Origin of the sequence: uncultured Prevotella sp. (genome assembly GCF_946407605.1) — a bacterium.
GTDB lineage: Bacteria > Bacteroidota > Bacteroidia > Bacteroidales > Bacteroidaceae > Prevotella.
Map to the genome: position 1 here is coordinate 44,513 of NZ_CAMJOS010000017.1, position 23,291 is coordinate 67,803.

Sequence of the window (23,291 nt, forward strand, 5' to 3'; positions counted from 1 at the left end):
TTTGGCAGTATGACTGATTTTGAGTAATTTTGCAACATCAAATATAAGCATATTATGCAGATTAATAGCCATCTCTCCCGTCTGGTACATGACGTAGCCGCCAAATATGGCGACCGCGAGGCGCTGATATACAAGAATTTCGGGGGTACACAGTGGAAGTCATGTTCGTGGAACCAGTTCTCGGGCATAGCCCGTCAGGTGTCCGACGCCCTGCTGGCGTTGGGTGTTGGCGAACAGGAGAACATAGGTATCTTCTCGCAGAACTCGGTACAGTATCTGTTTGTTGACTTCGGCGCCTGGGGTATTCGTGCTGTTACAGTACCGTTCTATGCCACCAGCAGCGAGCAGCAGATACAGTTTATGATCAACGACGCCCAGATACGTTTTCTCTTCGTGGGCGAGCAAGAGCAGTTCGACAAAGCACATCGTGTGTTCCCCACATGCCAGTCGCTGGAGCGTATCATTGTGTTCGACCCTGCCGTGAAGATTCCCGAGAATGACCCCTCGGTGATGTCGTTCTCGGCATTCCTGAAGCTGGGTGAGGGCTTGACACGTAAGGAGGAGTTCAACCGCCGTCAGGCTGCCGCCACTATGGACGACATCGCTAATATCCTGTATACTAGCGGTACCACAGGCGACTCGAAGGGCGTTATTCTGAGCATGGGACAGTTCCATGCGGCTTTGGAGGCCAACCATAAGGATGTGCCGGTGGACGAGAACGACCGCGTGATGAACTTCTTGCCCTTCACACATATCTTTGAGCGTGGCTGGGCCCTGTTGTGCATCACCGTTGGTGCCCGACTGATTGTGAACACCTATCCGCAGGAGGTTCAGAAGTCGATGCGCGAGCAACATCCCACTTGTATGTCGAGTGTACCGCGTTTCTGGGAGAAGGTATATCAGGGTGTGCAGGAGAAGATTGAGGCCAGCGGCAGCGTGCAGCGTAAGCTGTTCCGCCATGCCGAGGAGATAGGCCGCCGTCATAACATAGAATACCTGGCCGCCGGTAAGCAGCCGCCCCTGCCTTTGCATCTGGAGTACGAGCTGCTCAACAAGACCATCTTCTCGCTGGTACGCAAGGAGCTGGGCTTGGAGAATGCCCATTTCTTCCCCACGGCAGGCGCCACCGTCTCTGCACATGTTGAGGAGTTTGTGCATACCATTGGTCTGAACATGGTGGTGGGCTACGGACTCACCGAGTCGCTGGCCACCGTGTCGTGCGACCATCTGGGTCAGCCCTATCAGATAGGCTCTGTGGGTCATCCCATCCAGGGCATCAGCATCAAGATCAGTGACGAGGGCGAGATCCTGCTCAAGGGTCCCACCATCACCCGTGGCTACTATAACCGCGACGATATTACCCGCCAGTCGTTTACTGAGGACGGCTATTTCCGTACGGGCGACTCGGGCTATATCAATGATGGCGAGCTCTTCCTGAAAGACCGTATCAAGGATCTGTTCAAGACGTCTAACGGCAAGTATATCGCGCCTCAGATGATTGAGTCGAAGCTGCTGGTCGACAAGTACATCGACCAGATTGCCATCATCGCCGACCAGCGTAAGTTCGTCTCTGCTCTCATCGTGCCGGAGTATAAGCTGTTGGAAGAGTATGCCCGCACCCATGACATTGCCTTCAACAGTCGTGAGGACCTGTGTAGCGACAAGCGTATCATCCGCATGCTCACAGAGCGTATCGAGACGCTACAGCAGCAGTTGGCCCACTACGAGCAGGTCAAGCGTTTCACCCTGCTGCCTCAAGCCTTCTCCATGAGCCGTGGTGAACTCACCAACACGTTGAAGATCAAACGTCGTGTGCTCAACGAGAACTATAAGGAACAAATCGATAAAATGTACGAAGAATAAATGATAACCCAAGATCAATTAAAAGACGTATTAGACAGAGCCGAGAAATTATATGTTTACCTGAAGATTGACCAGAAGCAGGTAGAGTGGGAGGAAGAAGACCTCCGCACTCAGGCCCCCGACTTCTGGGAAGACCCGAAGCGTGCCGAGGAGCAGATGAAGAAGGTGAAGGGCATCAAGAAATGGATTGATGGCTATAACGACGTGCGTACCAAGGCCGACGAGCTGCAGCTCGCCTTCGACTTCTATAAAGACGAGATGGTCACCGAGCAGGAGGTTGATGACAACTACCAGCAGGCCATCGAAGCCATTGAGAAACTGGAGCTGATGAATATGTTGCGCCAGAAGGAAGACCCTATGGACTGCGTGCTGAAGATCAACTCCGGCGCTGGTGGTACCGAGGCGCAGGACTGGGCCAGCATGCTCATGCGCATGTATATGCGCTGGGCCGAGGCTCATGGCTATAAGGTGACCATTGCCAACCTGCTCGACGGCGATGAGGCTGGCATCAAGAGTGTCACCATGCAGATTGAGGGTGGTGAGTTTGCCTATGGCTTCCTGAAGAGCGAGAATGGTGTGCACCGTCTGGTGCGTGTCAGCCCGTTCAACGCCCAGGGCAAGCGTATGACGTCGTTCGCCTCCGTCTTCGTGTCGCCTCTGGTCGACGATACCATCGAGGTCTATGTTGACCCCGCCAAGCTCTCGTGGGATACCTTCCGTTCGAGTGGCGCCGGTGGTCAGAACGTCAACAAGGTGGAGTCGGGTGTCCGTCTGCGCTATTGGTACACCGACCCCGATACGGGCGAGGAAGAGGAGATCCTCATCGAGAATACCGAGACCCGCGACCAGCCTAAGAACAAAGAGCGTGCCATGGCTTTGCTGCGCTCGCAACTCTACGACCGCGCCATGAAGAAGCGCCTGGAGGCCCAGGCCAAGATTGAGGCCGGCAAGAAGAAGATAGAGTGGGGCAGTCAGATCCGCTCTTATGTCTTCGACGACAAGCGCGTAAAAGACCATCGCACCAATTTCGAGACCCGCGATGTGGACAGCGTCATGAACGGCAAGCTCGATGATTTCATCAAGGCTTATCTCATGGAATTCCCTGTAACAGAAGAATCATAACAAAAACCAATTAATTATTCCTATTATGAAAACAGCAAAGACAAAGAAATCGAACGTGAAGCAGAAGGCTTATGCAGAGAAGCAGGAGCAGGAAGGCCGTAATATCGTGAACTGGCTCTTCGGCATCCTCATCATTCTGGCTATCATCTTCTGTGCTTACTCCATCTACAACTTCGCTTAAGCAATGAGCGGCATGGAGATTGAGCGGAAATTCTTGGTGCGCGGCGATGACTTCAAACGTCGCGCACACAAGAGTTACCGTATTAAACAGGGTTATATCAGTAGTGGTAACGGACGTACGGTACGCGTGCGCATCCGTGATAACCAGGGCTTCCTCACCATCAAAGGACCTTCGCTCGACGGTGGTCTGAGTCGTTATGAGTTCGAGCATGAGATATCGCTGGAGGAAGCCGAGCAGCTGTTTCGTATCTGCGAGCCGGGTGTGATTGACAAGACACGTTATCTGGTGAGCAGCGGCAATCATACCTTCGAGGTTGATGAGTTCTATGGCGACAACGAAGGGCTGGTGATAGCCGAGGTGGAGTTGTCATCCCCCGACGAACCTTACGAAAAGCCCGATTTCATCGGTGATGAGGTCACGGGCGACCATCGTTATTACAACTCTCACCTTCGCAGAAATCCCTATAAGGACTGGAAGTGATTTCAGTTGTAGCTGATGTAAGGCTCCAGGCGGATAATGGCCTGATGGGAGAATGCAGGCAGTAGCGACAGCTCCTGCAGGGAATGGATATCGCCATACAGACGGCGATAGTCTATGATGGCCTTGGCCTGGGCGTAGCTGATATAAGGATGCTGCTTGAGCTCGTTGAGCGACAGATGATTGATATGTAGCTGTCTGACGTTGCCACTTGGCAACGCGAAGAATTTCTTAGCTTCTTGTGGGAAGTTAGCAATCTCGTCCAGCTGGTCAATACTGACATAGCCGCCCAGCTTGTTGCCGTAATCCATAATCTTTCGAGCATAGTAACTGCCAATGCCAGGCACTTTCCTATAGATGGTGGTGTCGCCGGCATTCAGGTCAATGGTCTCGCCCTCCGTTATCTTTTGTGGATGGCGCAGCGTGTCGCGCTCGTAGGTTGTCTTCTCTTCCTTGATAAGCGTTGTGGCGGGAAGATAGTCCGATGAAATCTGAATAAATGGCTCCAACTCCCGATATTGCTTCACCGTTAGTCCGTAAAGCTTGGCAAAGTCTTCTTTCGTGCGATAGATGCCCCCTGCCGCCCTGTATTTATAGATGTTCCTTACCTGCCACGACTGCAGCCCTAAGCGAAGCAGCTGGGTGCTGTCGGCGGTGTTGGGGTCAAACGTAAAGCGCTCCACAGGGCGCTCCGGCTGGGCGTAGTATTGAGGGGTGGAAGTACCGGAATCTGCGGTCGCTCCGAGTTTCTCGGATGCTGCAGATGTCTCGATGGAATGAGCGATTTCTGACGTATCGTCGCGTCCCCCAACGACGAACATCAGGGCGAGGGCCACTACAGCCACCGTGAGTAGCACCAGGAGGATTCTACGATCGTGATGGTTCAGGTAATATAGGTTGCTGAGTCTAAGTCTCATATCACATTAAACTGATGCAGGAAGATGAGTAGGATGCAGATGGGACATACATAGCGCACCATAAAGAAATAGAAGCCGAAGAAACGGCCTCGCAGCGTGCCGCCATTGGTAAACTCATCCTTGATGAGATGCTTGGGCACATACCAACCCATAAACAGACAGGTGAGCAGTCCGCCCGTAGGCAGGAATATCTGACCCGTAAGGAAGTCGAACCAGTTGAATACCGACTCTCCGCCAAAGACCAGCCAGTCGCGGGTGTCGCCATACGACAGCGCACAGAACACGCCAATGACAGAACACAGCAACGTGACGATAACCGCACCCTTGGCACGTGTTATCTTCAGTTCCTCGTGGAAGAAGGCGGTGCTAACCTCGTGGAGCGACATCAGCGAGGTGAGGGCTGCCAGCGACAGGAGGGCGTAGAACAGCAACGCCACAATCTCGCCCACCAGCGGCACAGAAGAGAAAGCCTGCTGGAACACGTTGGGCAGCGTGATGAATACCAGTCCGGGACCCGAATACTGACTGGCCAGCTGTGGGTCGGCCAACTTGTCGGCAGCATCAGGATAGCTGGCGAAGAAGGTGGGGAATATCATCAGACCTGCCAGGATGGCGATGAGCGTGTCGATGCTGACAATCTGCACAGCCGACTTCGTGAGATGTGTGTCGCGCTTGAAATAGCTGGCATAGGTGCACAGGCAACCCATGCCCAGACTCAACGAGTAAAAGGCCTGTCCCAATGCTCCCAGCAACATCTTGCTGTCAACATTCGAGAAGTCGGGGCTGAACAGGAACGTGATGCCCTTGCCGGCACCTGGCAGCAGACACGATGCCACGGCAATGACCACCAGCAGCACAAACAGCAGCGGCATCATCAGCTTTGAGGCGCGCTCAATACCCTTCTCCACACCTCTTGAGATGATGAAATGACATAAAAACATGAACACCAGCATCCACACCACAGGCTTCCAGGGGTGCGACGAGAATGTCTCGAAATAAGTCTTCACGTAGGAAGCGTCGCCGTTCAGATGACCAGCCACCGAGGCATAGATATACTGCAGACACCAGCCCGACACTACCACATAATAACCTGTAATCAGAAAACCTGTGAACACGCCGAAGATGCCAATCAGTCGCCAGGGGGTGCCGTTGGCCAGTTTCGAGTAGGCCCGTGCCGTGTTGGCCTGTGCCCTGCGTCCGATGATAAACTCGTTGAGCATACAAGGGATGCCCAGCATCAGCACGCATACAACATAGATGATGATAAAGGCAGCACCACCGTTCTGGCCTGTCATATAGGGGAAACGCCACACATTTCCCAGTCCTACGGCCGATCCTGCCGTGGCCAGGATGATGCCCAGTTTCGTTCCAAAATTTGCTCTTTCTGTCTGACTCATACTATGGTTTGTCTGTTTTCGGCTGCAAAATTAGGAAATAATTATGAATTGTGCGCTCGACTTGTCGCTTTTTTTGAAAAAGAATTATTAATTATGAATTTTTTTGTACCTTTGCAGCCAAATTGAAAATAGAAGGGCTAATTATGTTTCATTTTATCAAGAAATACCCATTCTCGCTGCTCTGCATCGCTCTGGTGTGGTACCTCTCTATCTGGTTCATGCCGCCAGAGGAGATGGAGATGCCCAGCATCAACTTCCTTGACAAATGGACCCATCTTGTGATGTATGGCGGCACGTGCTCGGTCATCTGGATAGAGTATCTGCGCAGCCACCAGCGCATGGAGTGGCGCAAGCTGTTCCTCTTTGCCTGGCTCCTCCCTGTCATCATGGGCGGCATCATTGAGATAGTGCAGGAACAATGTACCGCCACCCGTTCTGGCGAATGGCTCGACTTCGCCGCCGATGCCGTAGGCTGCACCCTCGCCATTGTCATTGGGCTGTTGGCAAAAATAAGAAAGACAAAGCACCTTATTATATTCTTTGTTGGCTGTACCTTGACGGTGGGTTGCACAGAGCCAGACCGCAGTGAGGAGGCGCAAAAGCTGAAAAACGAGTTGCAGGAAATGGCATTCACGACACCTGAAAAGGCCTTTGCGCGGATAGACAGTGCAGAGCGGGTGGGCTTGTTTTCACCTGCCACGGCCAACCTCATCAGGACTAACTTCTACGGGCAAATGGGACAGACGCGGTTGGCTATATTCTACGGCGAGCAGATAGTGAACGTTCCCGAACTGAAGCGCGAAGGTGTTTCCTACTATTCAGCCCTTCTCATGCTGAACGGATGGCTGGAGAGGAATGGCGAATACGGCAAGGTCCTTCGCTTGTGCGATGAGATTATTGCCGACGTGGAGCATGAGCGGGAGCAGGGTGGCGGCATATCCGGTATCAGCGAAGAAGTGGCTTTACGCGTAAAAAGTCGTGCGCTAGTGCTTAAGGGCAGCTGTGAGTTGGATATGGGGCACCCCGACAAGGCCGAACAGTATTATCTGGAGGGCATTGACATCATGATGGACGGTGTGACGCATACCAACGACTACTGGGTGATGGACGCCATGATTATCGCAGTTGGAGAGGCCACCGAGTTCTACCTTGGGCAGGGCATGCCTCAAAAGGCCCTGCCTCTGGTGGCTAAAGGCGATACGGCCCTGGCCCGTCTGGATCGCTGCGGTGAATTGCCCGACCTCGCTCGTCAAATCCGCCACAACAACATCACTATCGGCCAGGCTATGATCTATGCCGCTAACGGTCAGTACGACAAGGCCGAGGCTCTCTATCAGAAACACCGACAGAGTGAAAACCTGAGGGTCTATGACATCGGTGCCGATGCCCGCTACCTGACTATGACCGGTCGTTACGACGAGGCCATCCGCCTGTTCCGCCAATCCGACTCGCTCTATATGGCCCAAGGCAGCGCTATCACCACCGAATACATCAAACACTACCTGATGTATCAGTATGAGACCTTGCAGAAAGCCGGACGCAACGACGAGGCACAAATTCTGTCCGACCGTATGCGCCAGTTGACCGACTCCATCCATATACAGGAAAGGAAGATTGACGTGGAGCAGCAAGAGGAAATCCGCCAGAAGGAGACAGAGATTGCCAGCCGCCGCCAGTCGCTCATCATCCACCGCATCATCCTCGTTGCCGCTGTCCTCATCATCCTGCTCATCATCTATTTCCTCTGGCGTTCTCATCAATATAACAAGGCACTCCTTGAGAAGAACCGCCGACTGTTGGCTGAGATAGAACAGCGCGAGCAGGAACAGCAACAGAGCATCGAGTTGTTGAAAGCAAAACCGGAGGATGCGCTCACAGCCGAGCAGCAACTCTTCCGTCGTATCTGCGACCTCATGGACTCGTCAGACCATATCTATACCGATGCCGACCTCGACCGTAACCGCCTGGCCCAGCTCCTCGGCACCAACGAACACTACGTCACCGATGCCATCAGCACCTGTACTGATGGTAAGAGCGTCAACGCCTTCCTCAACGAGTACCGTCTGCGCTATTCTACCCGTTTATTAGCTACCACGAAAGACTCTGTTTCATTGATTGCCGAGCTCTCCGGCTTCTCTCGCAGTTCGTTCTTCCGCATCTTCAGCGATGCCTACGGCATGTCGCCCACAGACTATCGTAAAGCGGCAGGAAAATAAAACCGTCCATTTCATCGGTAATTTTTAGCCTGGCATCCTTGTGCCGGGCTTTGTTTTTTTTGTCTTGAGACGACAGAAAATGCGAGTTTTTCTCAAAATGAGACTATATTTTCCTACCTTGAGACTGTCATTTTGCTGTGTTGACGTAATTTTGCAGTCGAAATAACAATGATGGACTCATCCTGTAAAGAATAATGTGTAACAATAAAACAAGCAGAATCATGAAAAGAATCCTGACAATTGTGGCGCTGATGTGCGCCGTGACATTCCAGATGAATGCCCAAATGACTGTAGAACAAGCGTTGAAGTCAGCAGAGCAGAAAGCCAAACAGGCCGACAAGAACCCTAAGAACGGCAAGAAACAGTACGAGGCTGCGATGATGTTCATCAACGATGAGCTGGGGGAGAAGAAGGATTACGACCGCGCCCTGACCTACGCCAACCGCGCGCTGAAGATTGCCCGCGAGCACCCTGCCCCTCAAGATACTTTGCAGGGCCTAACCTACATGGCACTTGGTATGATTTATTTAGGTAAAGAGGAGTATGAGAATGCCAACGATTTCTTTGAGATGTCGGTAGATGCCTTTGAGGTGGAACTGGGACGTGACGACCCCGTGACCAACGGCACCAAACTTGTCTATGCCGTAATGATGATGGGCCCGCAGCCCGTCCGTGGCTTCACCAAGGTTCAGGAGGCCATGTTTGACAATAGCATCGCACCAAATAACAAGCGCATCAATAACATGGATGAAGCCAATATTCTACTGGAGTCGGCTTTGGAGATGCTTATTGCCGAACGGACCAAATACTTCCGCTATGCCCTGCCGCTGATTTTCATCGACGGAAAACGTTACTTCATCGTGCAGACATCCGACTGGAACATGGAACGTCCCCTCGTGGGATGGAAGGTGCCGAGTCTCATGCGTACCAAAGAAGAAAACGATGCTTTCGAGGGCAATGAAACCATTATCTGCGATGATGACTTCCAGTTCACCGTCATGTCAGACGAGGAGAGGGAAAAACGACCGATGACCTTCAATTTCGGTCATAGGATAAAGGACCCACGCAAATTGTCGACCAACGAAGGCGATAGCCGCATCTGGTTCTTTAATCCTGCTGCCTACAATAACCTCCTCGCCAAATTCCGTGAATACAAGGCTGCGAACAAATAAATTATTTTAGACAATGAAAAAACATCTCATCCTATTGCTGGCCGTAGCGGCAGTGCTGACCGCGATGCTATCATGCGGGCAGGGACAGCAAAGCGCCGAAAAGCAGTCTGAGGCCGACAGTCTTCTCGTTGCGGTCTGGAACGCTGGGGATTATGAACGTGTCATTGTCATTGCTGACAGTCTGGATCAGACGGGCGACATCTCACCGATGAAGTCGGCATATTATCAGGGGGGAGCCTATGCAATGCAGAACCACTTGCGACATGCTGAGGAAGTACTGAAACCCGTCAAGGACATGACGCCTACGACTTCCCAGGATAGCGCCTGTTACATTGATTGTTTATGTATAATGGCAGGGATATATAATGTACGAGATGATTACGAAGGTGTGTTGCGGATTGCGCTTCCTCTGCTTGAGAAGATGAATGGCGCAGAGGATAAGAAAAACCATAGTTTTGGACTTCTGACACAAAATGTCGCCATGGCCCAATTATCGCTCGGAATGAAGGAAGATGCAGCCAAGTCGTTTGATATGAGTTACAACAGTTTGCGGGAGAGATGTGCTTCAAATCCTACATGGGGGACACTCTTTGACCTTTTCATTCGCACCTATAATACATTTGGCTGTTATTCGGGAATAGAGGATTATGAGGGTGCAATGAAGTGGTGTCACCGTCAGGATTCCGTCCTCGCCATCCTTTCGGAGCGGGATTCCGTGCCGGCATCCTCGTTGGATGAATGTATTGCATTAAACTGTTTTTCCCATGCTGACTTGGCAATTGGTCAGAATTACCTGACAGAAGGTAATCGTGCCATCGATGATTATAAGAAAACTGAATTTTCAAAGACCCTTATGGGTCAGCTAGAATGTGCAAGACTTCTGCTTAAAGCCAAACGTTACGCTGAGGCTGCCGATGCCTTCGCTATAATGGACCAATACCTTGCAGAAACTGCAAGGGAACTGTCACTCGACAACATCTCTCATTTCTATGGAGAAAAGTACGAGGCAAACTACAAGGCGGGCCGTCGTGATTCGGCTCTGGCCGTAGCGGCATACATCGTTGAAAACCTTGACTCGGCCATCAAGAAGGAAAAGAACAATGCCGCTGCCGAGTTAGCCACCGTCTATCAGACGCAGCAGAAGGATGCCGAGATAGCCCAGCAGCAGATATCGCTCTCCCGCCAAAGGTGGATAGGCACACTGGCGGCACTGGTACTGCTCACCACCTTCTTTATTATTTATACGCTCCATCGTCGTCGTGCCCAGAAGCGTCTTGCCGCTGCCCACCAGCAGTTGGAGACGGCGCACGAGAATTTGGAGACCGCCCACACGGAACTCCAGACAGCCTACGACCAACTAGAGGAGACGACTACCGCCAAGGAGCGCATCGAGAGCGAACTGCGCATCGCCCGCAACATCCAGATGTCGATGGTGCCGGGTGTGTTCCCTGAGCGCAAAGGTCTTGATATGTATGCGGAGATGACACCCGCCAAGGAGGTGGGTGGTGACCTCTACGGCTATGTCCTTCAGGGTGACATGCTCTACTTCTGCGTGGGCGACGTCTCGGGCAAGGGTGTTCCCGCCTCGCTCTTCATGGCACAGTCGGCCCGCCTCTTCCGCACCCTCGCCGCCGAGGGAATGATGCCAGCCGACATTGCCACACGCATGAACAATGAATTGGTAGAAGGCAACGACAGCTTTATGTTCGTCACCATGTTCATCGGTTTGCTACATCTCGACACAGGTCGCCTCGACTTCTGCAACTGCGGCCACAATGCGCCTGTGTATGACGGTCAGTTCTTGAAGATGCAGTATGTTAATCAGATGATTGGTGTGTTGGAGGGCGCTCCCTTCTATGGCGAAAGTATTGAAGATATCCGCAATCATCAACTGCTCGTCTATACCGACGGCCTGAACGAGGCCGAGAACACCCAGCACGAACTCCTGGGCGATGACCGCCTGTTGGAGTTGATGGCCGACGCACAGTCGCTCGACTCCCACCAGCTGATCGGCATGATGAAGGAGGCTGTGGAACAGCACCGCAACGGAGCCGAGCCCAGCGACGACCTGACCCTTATGTACTTGAAACTTCAATAAACAATAAATACAGCAACGACAGTTCACAAAAATAAATTGTAATACTAAGAGAATGAAAAAATTTTTGATGGCAACAGCGGCCATAACGCTGATGATGACAATGACGGTGCTGACGTCCTGCACCAGTGACAACGATGACAACCCAGTGGTGGTGACTGATGACAAGCCATTCACCTACGATAGTGAGATTGATAATACGGTGCGACCGGGCGACAACTTCTATCGCTACGCCCTTGGTAAGTGGCTTGACAGTGACGACCCTGCGCCCTCTCTCTTCCAGCAAATACGTGAGAATAATCAGGCACTTCTCGTCAAGACGCTGACCACCGGCAACGACCCCTTGTTGGTGCGGCTGCGCAGTTTGGTCGATGATGCTATGTCGGACGACAGCCGCAGCGCAGCCCTGCTCAAAGAGCGTTTGCAGATGCTGGAGCAGATAGAGACTGCCGACCAACTGTATGATGCCTTTGCTAAGTTGCATCAGTTGGGCTATAGTCCGCTGGCTCGTCTGGCACCATATGTCAGTAATAGTACTGGAAAGAACATTATAAACATAATGCTTACTGGCGCAAAGACGGCGGAGATGGATACCGTGATGGGGAAGAATGAAGTACAACGGTTGCCCGAGAAAGTGTTATCCTACTGCCAGGCACTGCGTCACTTTGACTATTCTGAAGAGCGCATTGCCCAAATCAGCGAGAATGCCACGAAGGTGGAAACGATGGAGATGCAGGTTTTCTCTATAATCGTCAACTTAGAGCTTCTGAATCGCCCACAACTCGCTGCAACCAGAGGGAACGATGAAGATGAGTCAATGAATGCCAAGATAAAAGTGGGGGCACTGATGGGTATTGACGAGGGAGATATCAGAGAAGGAAGAGTCTTACCCTTGCCTATGAACTGTATCACTCTGTTTGCAAGTGCTAGTCAGCAGCCGGAACTGGTTCCACTCTTCCGTGACTATATGATATATAATGTTATCAGTCAAGATGCCTTCTGCGTTCCCAAACTGACCGGACAGACCAATCGCCTTACCATCCTGAACAACCTGCTTCACTACAATAAATACTATAAGTACCGCATCCTGACAGAAGCGTGTGGCTACGAGAATATCTACAAACACCAGTGTCTGGACATTCTGGAGAAGATGCGCCAGGTGTTCATTCAGCGCGTTGAAAACCTAGACTGGATGAGCGCTTCCACGAAGGCCGAAGCCCGTCATAAGGCTGAAGCCATGAAGTTCTACGTTGGCTATCCCGATAAGTGGAACAATGACCTGACGCCCGAGGCCGACGGCGACTGTCTGCTGGCAGCAGCCACCCAGCTGCGTCAGCACTCGGTAGCTGTTGCCAAGAAGATGATAGGCAGAAATCTTGATGACATTGGCTGGGACTACTTTGCTACAAGTTCACAGTTCATCTTAGACAATGCGTCCTATTTACGACCAGGCAACTCCTTGATAATCCTGCCTTCGTGGATTACTCGTCCCCGCTTCGACAGCCAGTTGAGTGAGGCCATCATTTATGCCACCTCCACCTGCTTCGGTCACGAGTTCTGCCACGGTTTCGATGATGGTGGCTCTGGGTTTGATGCCGACGGAAAACTACGCGACTGGTGGGCACCGGCCGACAAGCAGGCTTTCCATGAGAAGCAGAATGCCTTGGTTGAACTCTTCAACCAAATGGAGGACTATCCGGGACAGCCCGGCGACGGTGCGCTGACACTCAATGAGAACATGGCCGACTATGGTGGTGTGGAGCTTGCCTTGGAATGCTATAAGCAGCGACTGGCAGAGCAGGGCTTCAGCGGTGAGCAGTTCGACGAGCAAATCAAGAAGTTCTTCCTGGCCTACGCACAGCTTTATAAGGATGACTATGAGCGATCGCCCGAAAAACTGAAGGAGATGCACGACAAGAGAGACATCCACTCTCTACACCACAACCGCATCAACGGCATGATGCGCCTGCAAGCCGACTGGTACCGCCTCTACGACGTTCAGCCGACGGACAAACTGTACCTCAAGCCTGAAGACCGCGTGAAGATTTGGTAACCAATATGGAAGGTAAAAAAGTAAAAAATCTGGTTCATGCCGCCGATACCGTAGGTTGCACCCTCGCCGTCGCCATCGGGTTGTTGGCAAAAATGAGAAAGATAAAGTGGAAATAACAAAAAACGCCCATTTCATCGAAATAGTTTTAGCCTGGCAATTTCTGCCAGGCTTACTTTTTCACGTTTTGAGACTTTATTTTCCTACCGTGGGACTGTTGTTTCCTGGAAACAGCCTAATTTTGCACACAAATAATGTGTGCGAAGCTTATGGATATGACACTTATCTTCACAGTTGCGTTGGCCGCCGCCTTCATCGTGGTGGTGCTGGTGCTCGTGGCCATCATCATATACCAGCGTTGGCGTATTGGCGACCAAAACGTTTTCATCGAGCGCTTCATCCGTCAGAACGAAGAGCAGCGTCAGAAGATGCGTAAAGCAGGAATACTATAATAAATTATAACCATAAAATTAAATATAACAATGCGAAAGTATTTCTTTCTGATGACAGTGGCCATTGTGGCGCTGGGCTTCACGGCTTGCTCTGACAATGACGACAATTCCACGCAGCAGGGGCAGCAGACGTCGGGCATCGACATGTCGGACCTCGACACATCCGTCCGTCCTGGCGATGACTTCTATCAGTATGCCTGCGGCGGCTGGATAAAAAACAACCCTCTTCCGGCAGCCTATTCGCGCTACGGCAAACTAGAACAGTTGTTAGAGAACAACCAGGTGCGCCTCAAGGCCATCTTCGATGACCTGCAGACAGGCAGTTTTGCCGACGGCTCCACGGAACAGAAGCTGGCCGACCTCTACCGCATGGCCATGGACAGTCAGCGCCGCAACGAGCAGGGCGTGGAGCCGCTGATGGGCATCATCAGACAGATGGAGCAGACCACCACGGTGGAGCAGCTGTTCCAGATACACCTGCAACTGATACCGGAGAACTTCTACGTATTCCTCGCTACCTATTTTGCTGCCGACGAGAAGAACGCCACGCAGTATATACTGAAGGTGAAACAGAGCGGCATTGGGATGGGGCAGAAAGAGTACTACCTCGACACCACCACCGCCGACATCCGCGAGGCCTACCAACAGACCATCGTCAAGATGTTCCGGCACCTTGGATTCACCGAGCAAGAGGCCTCGCAGAAGATGGCGAACGTCATGCATATGGAGACAGAACTGGCCAAGGTGAGCCGCTCGCAGACCGAACTGCGCGACCCCGAGGCCAACTACAACAAGATGTCGCTGGCTCAGTTTAATGCCGCCTATCCCCATGTCCAGCTGGAGAAACTGATGAGCGCCATGAACGTCCCGTCGGATTGCATTCAGCAACTTGTGGTGTGTCAGCCCGACTTCTGTGCCGGTGTAGAACAGTTGATGGCAACGATGACTGCCGACGAGTACCGCGACTACATGGAGTGGACGGAAATCAGACAATACGCCGAATACCTGGACGACGCCACGGAGGCCATCTTCTTCGACTTCTACGGGCGCGTGATGTCGGGCCGTCAGCAGGACTATCCCCTGTGGCAGCGCGTCTCGACGCAGATGGACGCACTGCTGGGCGAGGCTATAGGCAAGTTGTATGTCGAGAAGTACTTCCCTGCCGCCGCCAAGGAGCGTATGCTTAAGTTAGTCAGCAACCTGCAGGTGGCCCTGGCACAACGCATCGACGCACAGGACTGGATGAGCGCTGCCACCAAAGCGACAGCCAAGGAGAAGCTCGACGCCTTCATCGTGAAGGTGGGCTACCCCGATAAGTGGACCGACATGAGCGCCTTACACATCGATAACAGCAAGTCGTATGTGGAGAACGCCGCCCAGTGTACCCGCTTCTGGAATGCTGAGAATGTCAAGCGCCGTGCAGGCAAGTCCGTGGACCCCACTCGATGGGGAGTGAATCCACAGACTGTCAATGCCTACTATGAACCTACTACCAACGAGATATGCTTCCCGGCCGGCATCCTGCAGCCGCCCTTCTTCGACATGGAGGCCGATGATGTCGTCAACTACGGTACCATCGGCGTGGTTATCGGCCACGAGATGACCCACGGCTTCGACGACCAGGGGCGTCTCTACGACAAGGACGGTAACTTACACGACTGGTGGGCACCCGAAGATGCCGCGAAGTTCAAGGAGAAGGCCGACATGTTTGCCGACTTCTTCGACGCCATCGAGTTGCTGCCGGGTCTGCACGCCAACGGACGCATGACGCTGGGTGAGAATCTGGCCGACCACGGCGGTCTGCAGGTGGCATGGACGGCCTACCACAATGCCGTCGAGACACCGCCCGTCACCGTCGACGGATTCACTGCCGACCAGCGTTTCTTCCTGTCATACGCCGGCATCTGGGCACAAAACATCACCGACGCTGAGTTGCGCCGCCGCACCACCGGCGACGTCCACTCCCAGGGCCGCTGGCGCGTCAACGGTGCCCTGCCTCATGTTGACGCTTGGCACGAGGCCTTCGGCATCAAGGAAGGCGACAAACTCTTCATCCCCAAGGAGAAGCGGTTACAATTATGGTAAGTATCATTTTTAAAACATAATGCGTATGGAATTGAGAAAAGCAGGAATACTGTTGCTCACGGTCTTCTTTTGTTGCACAATGGCGATGGCACAGACAACCCCAGCCGTCTCATGGAAGTATTCAGACCACTTTCCTATGCTTCCGCCATTGACCGTTGATTTTGATATGAGCTTGTGTCACCATTCCCAGCCGAACCTGATGCAGATGTCCTTTGACAATAAGCAGGATAAGGATACCTCCAATAGCCAATCAATCATGTTTCGTCATAAGGAAAAGAAATTGACGTCTCAATATCATTACGAGTCACGCCCTGATTACTCGAAAAAGGTTGATAACCTTGGGTGGGCCCGCGACTGGATTGTAAGAGATAGAAGAAAGAAAGAGGGGATACCCTTGCAGCCGCTGCCGCCTCCTTTCATGAGAAACAGATAAAAACGAAAAAATCTGTGGTATCTGTGTGACATTATAAAAAAGTAAAAAGGAATAGAAATCGTGGGGTCGGAGAATCTCCGACCCTTATGATTTTCGTTCATCGATGAACGCATATAGTGTTATACCCCCTATATGTACATACATTGTAGGGGGTATTTGTTTCTGCTTTTTCGTAACTTTGCGCTCAAAAGTTTAACCAATGAAATGAAGTTATGAATGAGAATGTGATGAGCCAGTTGGATGCGGAACTGGAGCAGGCCGTCAACGAGCGTATCATCGTGAAGTCCTATGACAAGGTAGGACATGTCATCTATACACCGGCGCCCTTCTGAAACCCCACTTCCCTCTTATATTTCCGTTCCCCTTTAGGGGGAACTCCAATATAGAGGGAGGGTTTCCTCAGGGAAGCAAAAATCAACAAGCAATGAAGCTCAACGAAATCCTATCACCATCTATCAGACAAGTGCTGCGCCCCAACCATATAGTACCACCATGTGCTGTTGAGTGGCTATCAGTGAACTATGGAATTAGAATAGATGACTGACGATGGGAAATAATGGGGAAAGATGGGGAAGAACGGGGAAGGATGGGAAAACGTCCTTCGCGATTGTTGTACCTTTGTACTCGTTAAGGCAAGTGAGCCGAAGGGACGTCATCTACGACCCGTTCCGATGTTTGTTTCCATCCGTTCCGACGTCATCTGCGACCCGTTCCGATGATACTTTAGGGGGGTAAAGTATCGCATCTACGACCGCAAAATGACGTAGCTTCGGGTGAAAGAAACGTCCCGGACGCCCCCAAAGTGACATACCTATCTCTTGCAGAAGACTGGTTTATATCTCTCGCAGAAGTTTGTGGTTTTAATCTCTTGCAGATCTCGCGGATCTCGCAGATTATTAACAGACAGAATTCGGGTGCGCGCAGCAAAGATCTGCGTCATCTGCGCCATCTGCGAGAAATAAATACACTTTGCGAGAAACGACACTCTCTTGTCAGAGACTAAATGGTTAATGATTAATTTTAAAAGATTATGAGTCAGAAGTACATCAAGTCAAAGAACAACAATTCGCACAATGCGAAGACGTACGGCAAGTATTACGCCAAGCCCGTGTATGATGAGAAGTTCATCACACTGCTGGTCTTGCCGCACTGGCGGACTCCTTTCACAACGAGTGGCTTGTGAAAGGCATCGTCCAACCACGATAGGAGTACGTCTTCTATCTTTCTTTTATACATAAATACACATCAAATAGCATCCGTCAAAATGAAGAGATAACAAAAATCGCCCATTTCATCGATTTTTTTAAGCCTGGCGATTCCTGCCGGGCTTTACTTTTTCACGTTTTGAGACTCTTTTTTCCTACCGTGGGACTGTTGTTTTCTGGAAAGAGACTAATTTTGCACCTGAATTCGAGAACTAAATTTTTAAATCAAAAATAAACAACAATGAAAAATTCGATTAAGAGAGCGCAAAGCAAGCTCGCAGCCTTAGCAGCCATCCTGTGCTGCGCAGTGACAACAACAGTATTCACCGCTTGTGGTGATGATGACACCCCGACGTCGCCCGTGGCTGGCGCCTACCAGTATTGGGTGGAGTTCGACCTGACAACTTCCTATGGTTATTACGATACGGAGGTCGCAACGCTGAAGGCCGCCTTGAACAGGGCTGTAGGATTGGAAGGCAGTATCTACAAGAAGACCTACACCAGTAATCAGGACACCCAGATGAAAGCTGCCTGTGAGGAAGTGATTGCGCAATATTCTAACGTGCAGAGCCTCCTTTTGACCTACACGCTCTATGGTAATAATGGCGAGTACGGTAAGACGGTGAAGGTGGCAAGCCTGACAGCAGGAAAGAGCTTCACGACGCCCTACGCCACGATATTGTTTGACTCAGAAAACGATACGGAGGCCATGAAGGCCCTCATGGACTCACTCTATTCATTGAAGACGGCTGCAGACAGCGCTACAGTGGAAAGACTAAGGAGCAAGACCAACGACTTCAGGACAAAGATTGTGCTGAATGTCAAGGATGCCATCAAGGATGTCAATGAGGTTTGGAATGTTGAGACAGACCTGGACAGATATAATGAGGCTTTCTTCGACCAGATTGCCAATGCTATCGAGGAGCCCGATTCACTGCTTTACAGCTTTACCATTCTTGTGTCCAAGGTAAGACTTCCTGAAGTGGAAAGGTCAAAGGTTTGGGAAAAGACTTACAAGGCCTACAACAAGAAATAAAAACCAGGCATAAGGCAAATGAAAAGGATTTTCTTTCTGATGGTGAACGGATGTTCCGGGAGGCTGAAAGTCACAAAGAACAATAAACAATAATATACAAATAAACAAAGAATTATGGCAACAATGACACAGGAACAGATTGAGCAGAAGAAGCAACAGCTCGCAGAGAAAATGAAAGAAGTGAAGGCCCTCTACGACGAACTCAAGGAGGCAGGTGCAATCACGCCCGGGAAAGAATTGTCGGACGACGAACTCGACGAGATCGCAGGAGGAAGGAAAGTTCCGACTGGAACAATACCTGCAGGTTTTGAAAAAGCTATGAGAGACTGGGATAATTTGACGTCTGGTCGGTATTGGTTGCTCTAATCGCCCATTTTATAATAAACAAAAAAAATGAACAAAAAGCTTTTGATGGCTCTCGTAGCCTTTTTGATGGTCACCACGGCACAGGCCCAATGGAGGGTTGGTGTGACAGGAGGTGCTGACTACAATGTGTTCAGCATGGACCAACAGTACATGACCGACTACAAAGTCGATGGCCGATGGGGTATTACTTTAGGCGTAAGCGGACAGTATGACGTCAACGAATGGTTGGGCGTGCGTGCCGACCTGAACTGGACGCAGAAGAACTATCGCCACTCGCGCGTAGTATATAGTGATGTGGACTATAAACTCACCAACGATTACCTGCAACTGCCGGTGATGGCTTCGTTCAGCTTTGGCGGAGAGCGTCTGCGTGGTTTCTGCAACATGGGTGTCTATGGTGCCTACTGGCTTAACAGCCATCGCAAAGGTTCTGACCGGAACAGTTTCTCTCACAGGACTTTCTCGTTCGACGAGAAGGTGGACTTCTACGACAAGCGTGACCAGCGTTTGGACTGCGGTCTCGTGGGCGGCATCGGCTTGGAGTATCTCATTACTAACCACTGGGCTGCTCAGGCCGAGGTGCGCTATTACTACAGCACCACCAGCACCACCAAGCAGTATATGAGGAACAAGGACTACCGCTATAACTCTACCACGGCCGTCCAACTGGGTATTAACTATATTTTCTAAATGAGGAGGATACGATGATGAAAAAGAATAAGATAATGATGTTGGGAGTGATGCTCCTCATGATGACATTCTCATCCTGCCGTGAAGAGACCGACAAACTGATGACCTATGACCACCCCGACCTAATGGCTTTCGGCAATGCCGACAGCTGCTTTGCCGAGAAGTTCAAGATCATGTGGAACGGACTGAACCAGTATTATGCCCTTTGGGACTATGAGGACGAGTATGGCCTTGACTGGGATGCTGTCTATGACGAATACCTGCCGCAGTTCGAGGCTCTCGACAAGAAGGAGACCGTCACCGACGAAGAGTTGAAGGAACTGATACGCAAAGTATGCTCACCGCTTCACGACGGCCACTTGGCCGTGATCTTCAATAACCACAAGACGGGTACCCAAGAAGTGTTGTATCTGCCTAGCGAGGACCGTGTCGTGAAGCATGACGACTATGAGATTGCCTCGAAATACAACCCCTCGTTGAAGTACTATTCACAGGTGGCCAATGGTGAGGTGGAGACCGACAGCAATGGCGATCCCATCGTGGCGGAACATTCCACAAGCGTTACTGGGCTAATAGCTCCTATCTTCTTAAATAAGGGAATAGGTCTTGACTGGATTAACACACAGATTGACCAGCTCAGTGCCTTGCCCAATCCCACCACTGCTCAGACGCTCAGGCTGGATTCTCTGGAAAGCCTCAAGACGGAATTAAAAACGATTGCAGCGGGATTCTCAGTCAACCGTTATAACGAGGTGGTCAAGTCGTACGAATCGCTGCATGTACCTGGACTGGAATATTTCGATCCTGGATTCTCTACCATGGGTATTGATATCAAGTTCGCCCTGCTGAAGGGTAACATCGCCTATTTCCACTTCAGTGGTTTCAATCTTACTGCCTATATGGTAGAAGTTGCCTCCAAACAGTTTTTCAATGTCAGCAATCCCGTCACCCAGAAGCATATGAAAGCCATAGGAGAAGTATGGAAAAAATGGTTCGATACCGTTCAGCAGTTGCATAAGGCTGGTACCCTGGGTGGTGTCATCATCGACCTGCGCGGCAACGGCGGCGGCTTTCAGGACGATGGCTATTACATCACTGGCTCACTGTTGCCCGAAGGTGGCGTTCCGTTTAGTTACTCCCGTTTCAAGCGTGGCACCGGACGTTACGACTACTCCACTCTGACAACCAATTATCTGAAGACTATGGAGGCCGACAAGCATGAGGTAATCACCGAGCCCGTAGTCGTCATGACCAACTGCAAATCATTGAGTATGGCCGAGATAACCACTCTCGTCGTCAAGAACATGGAGAACGGTACCCATATCGGCAAACGGTCCAAAGGTGGTATTTGTGGATTAACGTCGGACAACACACCGTTCACCAACAACTATATGGGTCACATTGGTGAGCGTGGAAAGACCTCAGTCCACGTCTATCTACCCTCGGTGGCAACGTTCACACTCGACCATAAGATTATTGAGGGTGAAGGCATCACGCCCGACATAGAGGTCGATTTGGACGAGGCCATGTTCAAGGCCACTGGCAAAGATACCCAGCTCGACCGTGCTCTGCAGTACATCCGTACTGGTAATTAATGATCCAATTAACAATCTTTGCTGTTGAATTCGAGACAACAAAATAAATTTTTAAATCAATAATAAACAAAAATGCGAAAGATTTCCTATCTGATGGCAATGGCCATCGTGACGCTGGGCTTCACCGCCTGTACCGACGACAATGACAACTCTTCGCAGCAGGAAACGAATCCTGACGACCAGACGGCATATACTGTGAAGATGGTGCCGGTGAACCGTGACGGCAGCAATAGTGGTACCGTGGCCATCCGTTTCTACGAGGACATGCCCTCGGTGCCCTACATCTCTGTGGCTGATTTCCAAAACATCGTGGTACCTGGCACGACAGTCAACGTGACGAAGACAGGCGGAGCCACCTATAGACTGAAGAACGCTGGCGGCACGCTGATAGTAAATACCATTGACGAGACCTGTGCCTTCGATGACTTCATGGGTTTTACCAACCAGATGGGACTGGTACAGGCAGGCATGGAGAATGCCTACTACGACGGCCTTCCCTATGTCCGCTTCAACCGTCAGACACTCAGCGGTGGCTCAGCGGCTCTGACCTTCGACTATAGCTCCTACGGCATCAATCTGCGAGGCGAAGAGACGATGGTCTATTTCCCCTTTGCCACGCTGGCCGACCTCTATGCCGACCTCTATGGCCATAATGCCGCTTGTAACGGCGAGAAGGTGGTCTATGACAGTAAAGACGAAAATGGGAATAACGGCATCGGTGGTTTGGATAGTGACTTCCTGATGGAGAATCTGATGAAGAACAAGGAACGCAAGGCCGATATGGTCGCCTATAACTATGCCGAGCTCTGCTTCACCATCGACCATTTCTATGGCATGCCTACGGGTTCTGACTTCGAGAAATCCATCCAGGAGAAAGGCCTGGACAAGACGCTCGAGGCCAATGCTGACGGACAGATAGTGAAGCAGTTGCTGCTGTCTGCGAACATCGACGACTATGCTGACGGCATGTGTATGCTCTATGCCTACCTCTACGACGGCGGTCACACAAAGATATGGTATGGCAAACCCAGCACGACATTCGCTGAGAAATATCCCTCGCTCTACAGCTATTATGATGAAAGAGTCACGATAGTCAGAAATTGGACGTCTGCGCAGATAATGAATCTGACCCTTCCTTTACGCGAAGCGTTCTTTGGCGACAAGAACACCTATCACAAGAAAGGGAATACCGCCATCTGTCATTTCGACAATTTTGCACTTAACGACAACGCGGCCTGGAATAACTACTATCAGGGCAAGGGACCGCGCCCCACGGTGGCCACAAGTCCTGAAGACCCGATGGCTATCTTCCTCGATGCACTGGAGCAGGCTGCTGCCGATCCTGAGGTGAAGAACTTCGTACTCGACCTGAGTGTCAACACCGGTGGCTCGTCGGATGTCGTGGTGGCCATGACCTCGCTGATGTTCGACCAGAGCTTCTTCCGTGCCTATAACGTGCTCACCGGCCAGAAGAGGACGTGGTACTACGATGTAGACCGCAACTTCGACGGCAAGTATGACGCTCAAGACCAGGACGTTCACTACGACCTGAACTTCTGCATCATCACTTCACCAGTCTCTTTCTCTTGCGGCAACCTCTACCCATCCCTCTGCAAGGATGCGGGACTGCTCATCGCCGGACAGAAGAGTGGGGGCGGCAGCTGTGCCGTCGGTGCTCATCGCACTGCCGACGGGTTCTATTACCAGATATCATCAGCATGTGCCCGTCTGAGCAATGCGAACTGGGAGAACATCAACGACGGCATCACTCCGCATGTGACGATAGACTACATCAAAGATATAACAGTCCCATATGAGGGCCACGATTATACCTTATACTACTATCATAATTTCTGGAACTTGGACAACCTGAGCACCATCATTAGCGAGTACTATAAGTGAGTTAAGAATTAAGAGATAAGAATTAAAATTTAAATCC

General features: G+C 51.2%; 19 protein-coding genes. 17 read left to right on the top strand and 2 right to left on the bottom strand.

What is annotated here, in order from left to right:
- The first annotated feature begins 54 nt into the window (after nucleotides 1-54).
- From Q0R57_RS08585 to Q0R57_RS08600, 4 genes are read left to right on the top strand one after another with little or no spacing between them, the layout of a single operon-like run.
- Nucleotides 55-1,863 carry a long-chain fatty acid--CoA ligase gene (locus Q0R57_RS08585; RefSeq protein WP_294746051.1) on the top strand — a complete coding sequence of 603 codons (1,809 nt, stop codon included), beginning with the start codon at nucleotides 55-57 and terminating at the stop codon, nucleotides 1,861-1,863.
- Nucleotides 1,864-2,985, top strand: a complete 1,122-nt coding sequence (prfB, locus tag Q0R57_RS08590; RefSeq protein ID WP_294746056.1) for a peptide chain release factor 2 — start codon at nucleotides 1,864-1,866, stop codon at nucleotides 2,983-2,985.
- A 25-nt stretch (nucleotides 2,986-3,010) separates the two neighbouring features.
- Complete coding sequence (locus Q0R57_RS08595) at nucleotides 3,011-3,166, top strand: hypothetical protein (protein ID WP_294746066.1); 156 nt, start codon at nucleotides 3,011-3,013, stop codon at nucleotides 3,164-3,166.
- A 3-nt stretch (nucleotides 3,167-3,169) separates the two neighbouring features.
- On the top strand, nucleotides 3,170-3,646 hold the full coding sequence (locus Q0R57_RS08600) for a CYTH domain-containing protein (RefSeq protein WP_294746069.1): 477 nt from the start codon (nucleotides 3,170-3,172) through the stop codon (nucleotides 3,644-3,646).
- A 2-nt stretch (nucleotides 3,647-3,648) separates the two neighbouring features.
- On the opposite strand, the gene Q0R57_RS08605 is transcribed toward Q0R57_RS08600, so the two are convergent.
- Together Q0R57_RS08605 and Q0R57_RS08610 are read right to left on the bottom strand one after the other, a co-directional pair.
- Nucleotides 3,649-4,560 (bottom strand): helix-hairpin-helix domain-containing protein, encoded by a 912-nt coding sequence (locus Q0R57_RS08605; RefSeq protein ID WP_294746073.1) that lies wholly within the window; start codon nucleotides 4,558-4,560, stop codon nucleotides 3,649-3,651.
- On the bottom strand, nucleotides 4,557-5,957 hold the full coding sequence (locus tag Q0R57_RS08610) for a sodium-dependent transporter (RefSeq protein WP_294746076.1): 1,401 nt from the start codon (nucleotides 5,955-5,957) through the stop codon (nucleotides 4,557-4,559). The genes Q0R57_RS08605 and Q0R57_RS08610 overlap by 4 nt, the downstream gene beginning before the upstream one ends.
- A 143-nt stretch (nucleotides 5,958-6,100) precedes the next feature.
- On the opposite strand from Q0R57_RS08610, the gene Q0R57_RS08615 reads away from it, so the two are divergent.
- The 13 genes from Q0R57_RS08615 (at nucleotide 6,101) to Q0R57_RS08675 (ending at nucleotide 23,254) form a co-directional block, all read left to right on the top strand.
- Nucleotides 6,101-8,173 (top strand): VanZ family protein, encoded by a 2,073-nt coding sequence (locus Q0R57_RS08615; protein WP_294746078.1) that lies wholly within the window; start codon nucleotides 6,101-6,103, stop codon nucleotides 8,171-8,173.
- Nucleotides 8,174-8,394: 221 nt separating this feature from the next.
- A complete protein-coding gene (locus Q0R57_RS08620; protein ID WP_294746081.1) occupies nucleotides 8,395-9,345 on the top strand; it encodes a tetratricopeptide repeat protein in 951 nt (316 codons plus the stop codon).
- 13 nt (nucleotides 9,346-9,358) lie between these two features.
- A complete protein-coding gene (locus tag Q0R57_RS08625) occupies nucleotides 9,359-11,443 on the top strand; it encodes a SpoIIE family protein phosphatase (protein ID WP_294746084.1) in 2,085 nt (694 codons plus the stop codon).
- A gap of 52 nt (nucleotides 11,444-11,495) precedes the next feature.
- On the top strand, nucleotides 11,496-13,493 hold the full coding sequence (locus tag Q0R57_RS08630; RefSeq protein WP_294746087.1) for a M13 family metallopeptidase: 1,998 nt from the start codon (nucleotides 11,496-11,498) through the stop codon (nucleotides 13,491-13,493).
- 272 nt (nucleotides 13,494-13,765) lie between these two features.
- Nucleotides 13,766-13,942: a hypothetical protein gene (locus tag Q0R57_RS08635; protein ID WP_294746090.1), complete on the top strand. Its 177-nt coding sequence runs from the start codon at nucleotides 13,766-13,768 to the stop codon at nucleotides 13,940-13,942.
- A gap of 30 nt (nucleotides 13,943-13,972) precedes the next feature.
- Nucleotides 13,973-16,027: a M13 family metallopeptidase gene (locus Q0R57_RS08640; protein WP_294746093.1), complete on the top strand. Its 2,055-nt coding sequence runs from the start codon at nucleotides 13,973-13,975 to the stop codon at nucleotides 16,025-16,027.
- A gap of 25 nt (nucleotides 16,028-16,052) precedes the next feature.
- Nucleotides 16,053-16,460 (top strand): hypothetical protein, encoded by a 408-nt coding sequence (locus Q0R57_RS08645; protein WP_294746096.1) that lies wholly within the window; start codon nucleotides 16,053-16,055, stop codon nucleotides 16,458-16,460.
- A gap of 1,030 nt (nucleotides 16,461-17,490) precedes the next feature.
- Nucleotides 17,491-17,643, top strand: coding sequence for a hypothetical protein (locus tag Q0R57_RS08650; RefSeq protein WP_294746099.1), 153 nt, complete (start codon nucleotides 17,491-17,493; stop codon nucleotides 17,641-17,643).
- Between the two features lie 263 nt (nucleotides 17,644-17,906).
- Nucleotides 17,907-18,701, top strand: a complete 795-nt coding sequence (locus tag Q0R57_RS08655) for a hypothetical protein (protein ID WP_294746102.1) — start codon at nucleotides 17,907-17,909, stop codon at nucleotides 18,699-18,701.
- A 114-nt stretch (nucleotides 18,702-18,815) separates the two neighbouring features.
- A complete protein-coding gene (locus Q0R57_RS08660) occupies nucleotides 18,816-19,067 on the top strand; it encodes a hypothetical protein (RefSeq protein WP_294746105.1) in 252 nt (83 codons plus the stop codon).
- A gap of 27 nt (nucleotides 19,068-19,094) precedes the next feature.
- Entirely contained in the window at nucleotides 19,095-19,757 is a 663-nt protein-coding gene (locus Q0R57_RS08665; RefSeq protein WP_294746108.1) for a porin family protein, read from the top strand.
- Between the two features lie 14 nt (nucleotides 19,758-19,771).
- The gene (locus Q0R57_RS08670) at nucleotides 19,772-21,352 is read left to right on the top strand and encodes a S41 family peptidase (protein WP_294746111.1); all 1,581 of its coding nucleotides are present in this window, start codon (nucleotides 19,772-19,774) and stop codon (nucleotides 21,350-21,352) included.
- Nucleotides 21,353-21,424: 72 nt separating this feature from the next.
- The gene (locus tag Q0R57_RS08675; protein ID WP_294746114.1) at nucleotides 21,425-23,254 is read left to right on the top strand and encodes a S41 family peptidase; all 1,830 of its coding nucleotides are present in this window, start codon (nucleotides 21,425-21,427) and stop codon (nucleotides 23,252-23,254) included.
- Nucleotides 23,255-23,291 lie beyond the last annotated feature (37 nt).

Excerpts from the sequence above, each read along its gene's own strand:
- Q0R57_RS08665 (WP_294746108.1), top strand. The coding sequence starts at position 19,095 with ATGAACAAAAAGCTTTTGATGGCTCTCGTAGCCTTTTTGATGGTCACC.
- prfB (WP_294746056.1), top strand. The coding sequence starts at position 1,864 with ATGATAACCCAAGATCAATTAAAAGACGTATTAGACAGAGCCGAGAAA.
- Q0R57_RS08610 (WP_294746076.1), bottom strand. The coding sequence starts at position 5,957 with ATGAGTCAGACAGAAAGAGCAAATTTTGGAACGAAACTGGGCATCATC.
- Q0R57_RS08645 (WP_294746096.1), top strand. The coding sequence starts at position 16,053 with ATGGAATTGAGAAAAGCAGGAATACTGTTGCTCACGGTCTTCTTTTGT.
- Q0R57_RS08650 (WP_294746099.1), top strand. The coding sequence starts at position 17,491 with ATGAGTCAGAAGTACATCAAGTCAAAGAACAACAATTCGCACAATGCG.
- Q0R57_RS08640 (WP_294746093.1), top strand. The coding sequence starts at position 13,973 with ATGCGAAAGTATTTCTTTCTGATGACAGTGGCCATTGTGGCGCTGGGC.
- Q0R57_RS08635 (WP_294746090.1), top strand. The coding sequence starts at position 13,766 with ATGACACTTATCTTCACAGTTGCGTTGGCCGCCGCCTTCATCGTGGTG.
- Q0R57_RS08600 (WP_294746069.1), top strand. The coding sequence starts at position 3,170 with ATGAGCGGCATGGAGATTGAGCGGAAATTCTTGGTGCGCGGCGATGAC.
- Q0R57_RS08655 (WP_294746102.1), top strand. The coding sequence starts at position 17,907 with ATGAAAAATTCGATTAAGAGAGCGCAAAGCAAGCTCGCAGCCTTAGCA.
- Q0R57_RS08585 (WP_294746051.1), top strand. The coding sequence starts at position 55 with ATGCAGATTAATAGCCATCTCTCCCGTCTGGTACATGACGTAGCCGCC.
- Q0R57_RS08615 (WP_294746078.1), top strand. The coding sequence starts at position 6,101 with ATGTTTCATTTTATCAAGAAATACCCATTCTCGCTGCTCTGCATCGCT.
- Q0R57_RS08605 (WP_294746073.1), bottom strand. The coding sequence starts at position 4,560 with ATGAGACTTAGACTCAGCAACCTATATTACCTGAACCATCACGATCGT.
- Q0R57_RS08675 (WP_294746114.1), top strand. The coding sequence starts at position 21,425 with ATGCGAAAGATTTCCTATCTGATGGCAATGGCCATCGTGACGCTGGGC.
- Q0R57_RS08670 (WP_294746111.1), top strand. The coding sequence starts at position 19,772 with ATGATGAAAAAGAATAAGATAATGATGTTGGGAGTGATGCTCCTCATG.
- Q0R57_RS08625 (WP_294746084.1), top strand. The coding sequence starts at position 9,359 with ATGAAAAAACATCTCATCCTATTGCTGGCCGTAGCGGCAGTGCTGACC.
- Q0R57_RS08595 (WP_294746066.1), top strand. The coding sequence starts at position 3,011 with ATGAAAACAGCAAAGACAAAGAAATCGAACGTGAAGCAGAAGGCTTAT.
- Q0R57_RS08630 (WP_294746087.1), top strand. The coding sequence starts at position 11,496 with ATGAAAAAATTTTTGATGGCAACAGCGGCCATAACGCTGATGATGACA.
- Q0R57_RS08660 (WP_294746105.1), top strand. The coding sequence starts at position 18,816 with ATGGCAACAATGACACAGGAACAGATTGAGCAGAAGAAGCAACAGCTC.
- Q0R57_RS08620 (WP_294746081.1), top strand. The coding sequence starts at position 8,395 with ATGAAAAGAATCCTGACAATTGTGGCGCTGATGTGCGCCGTGACATTC.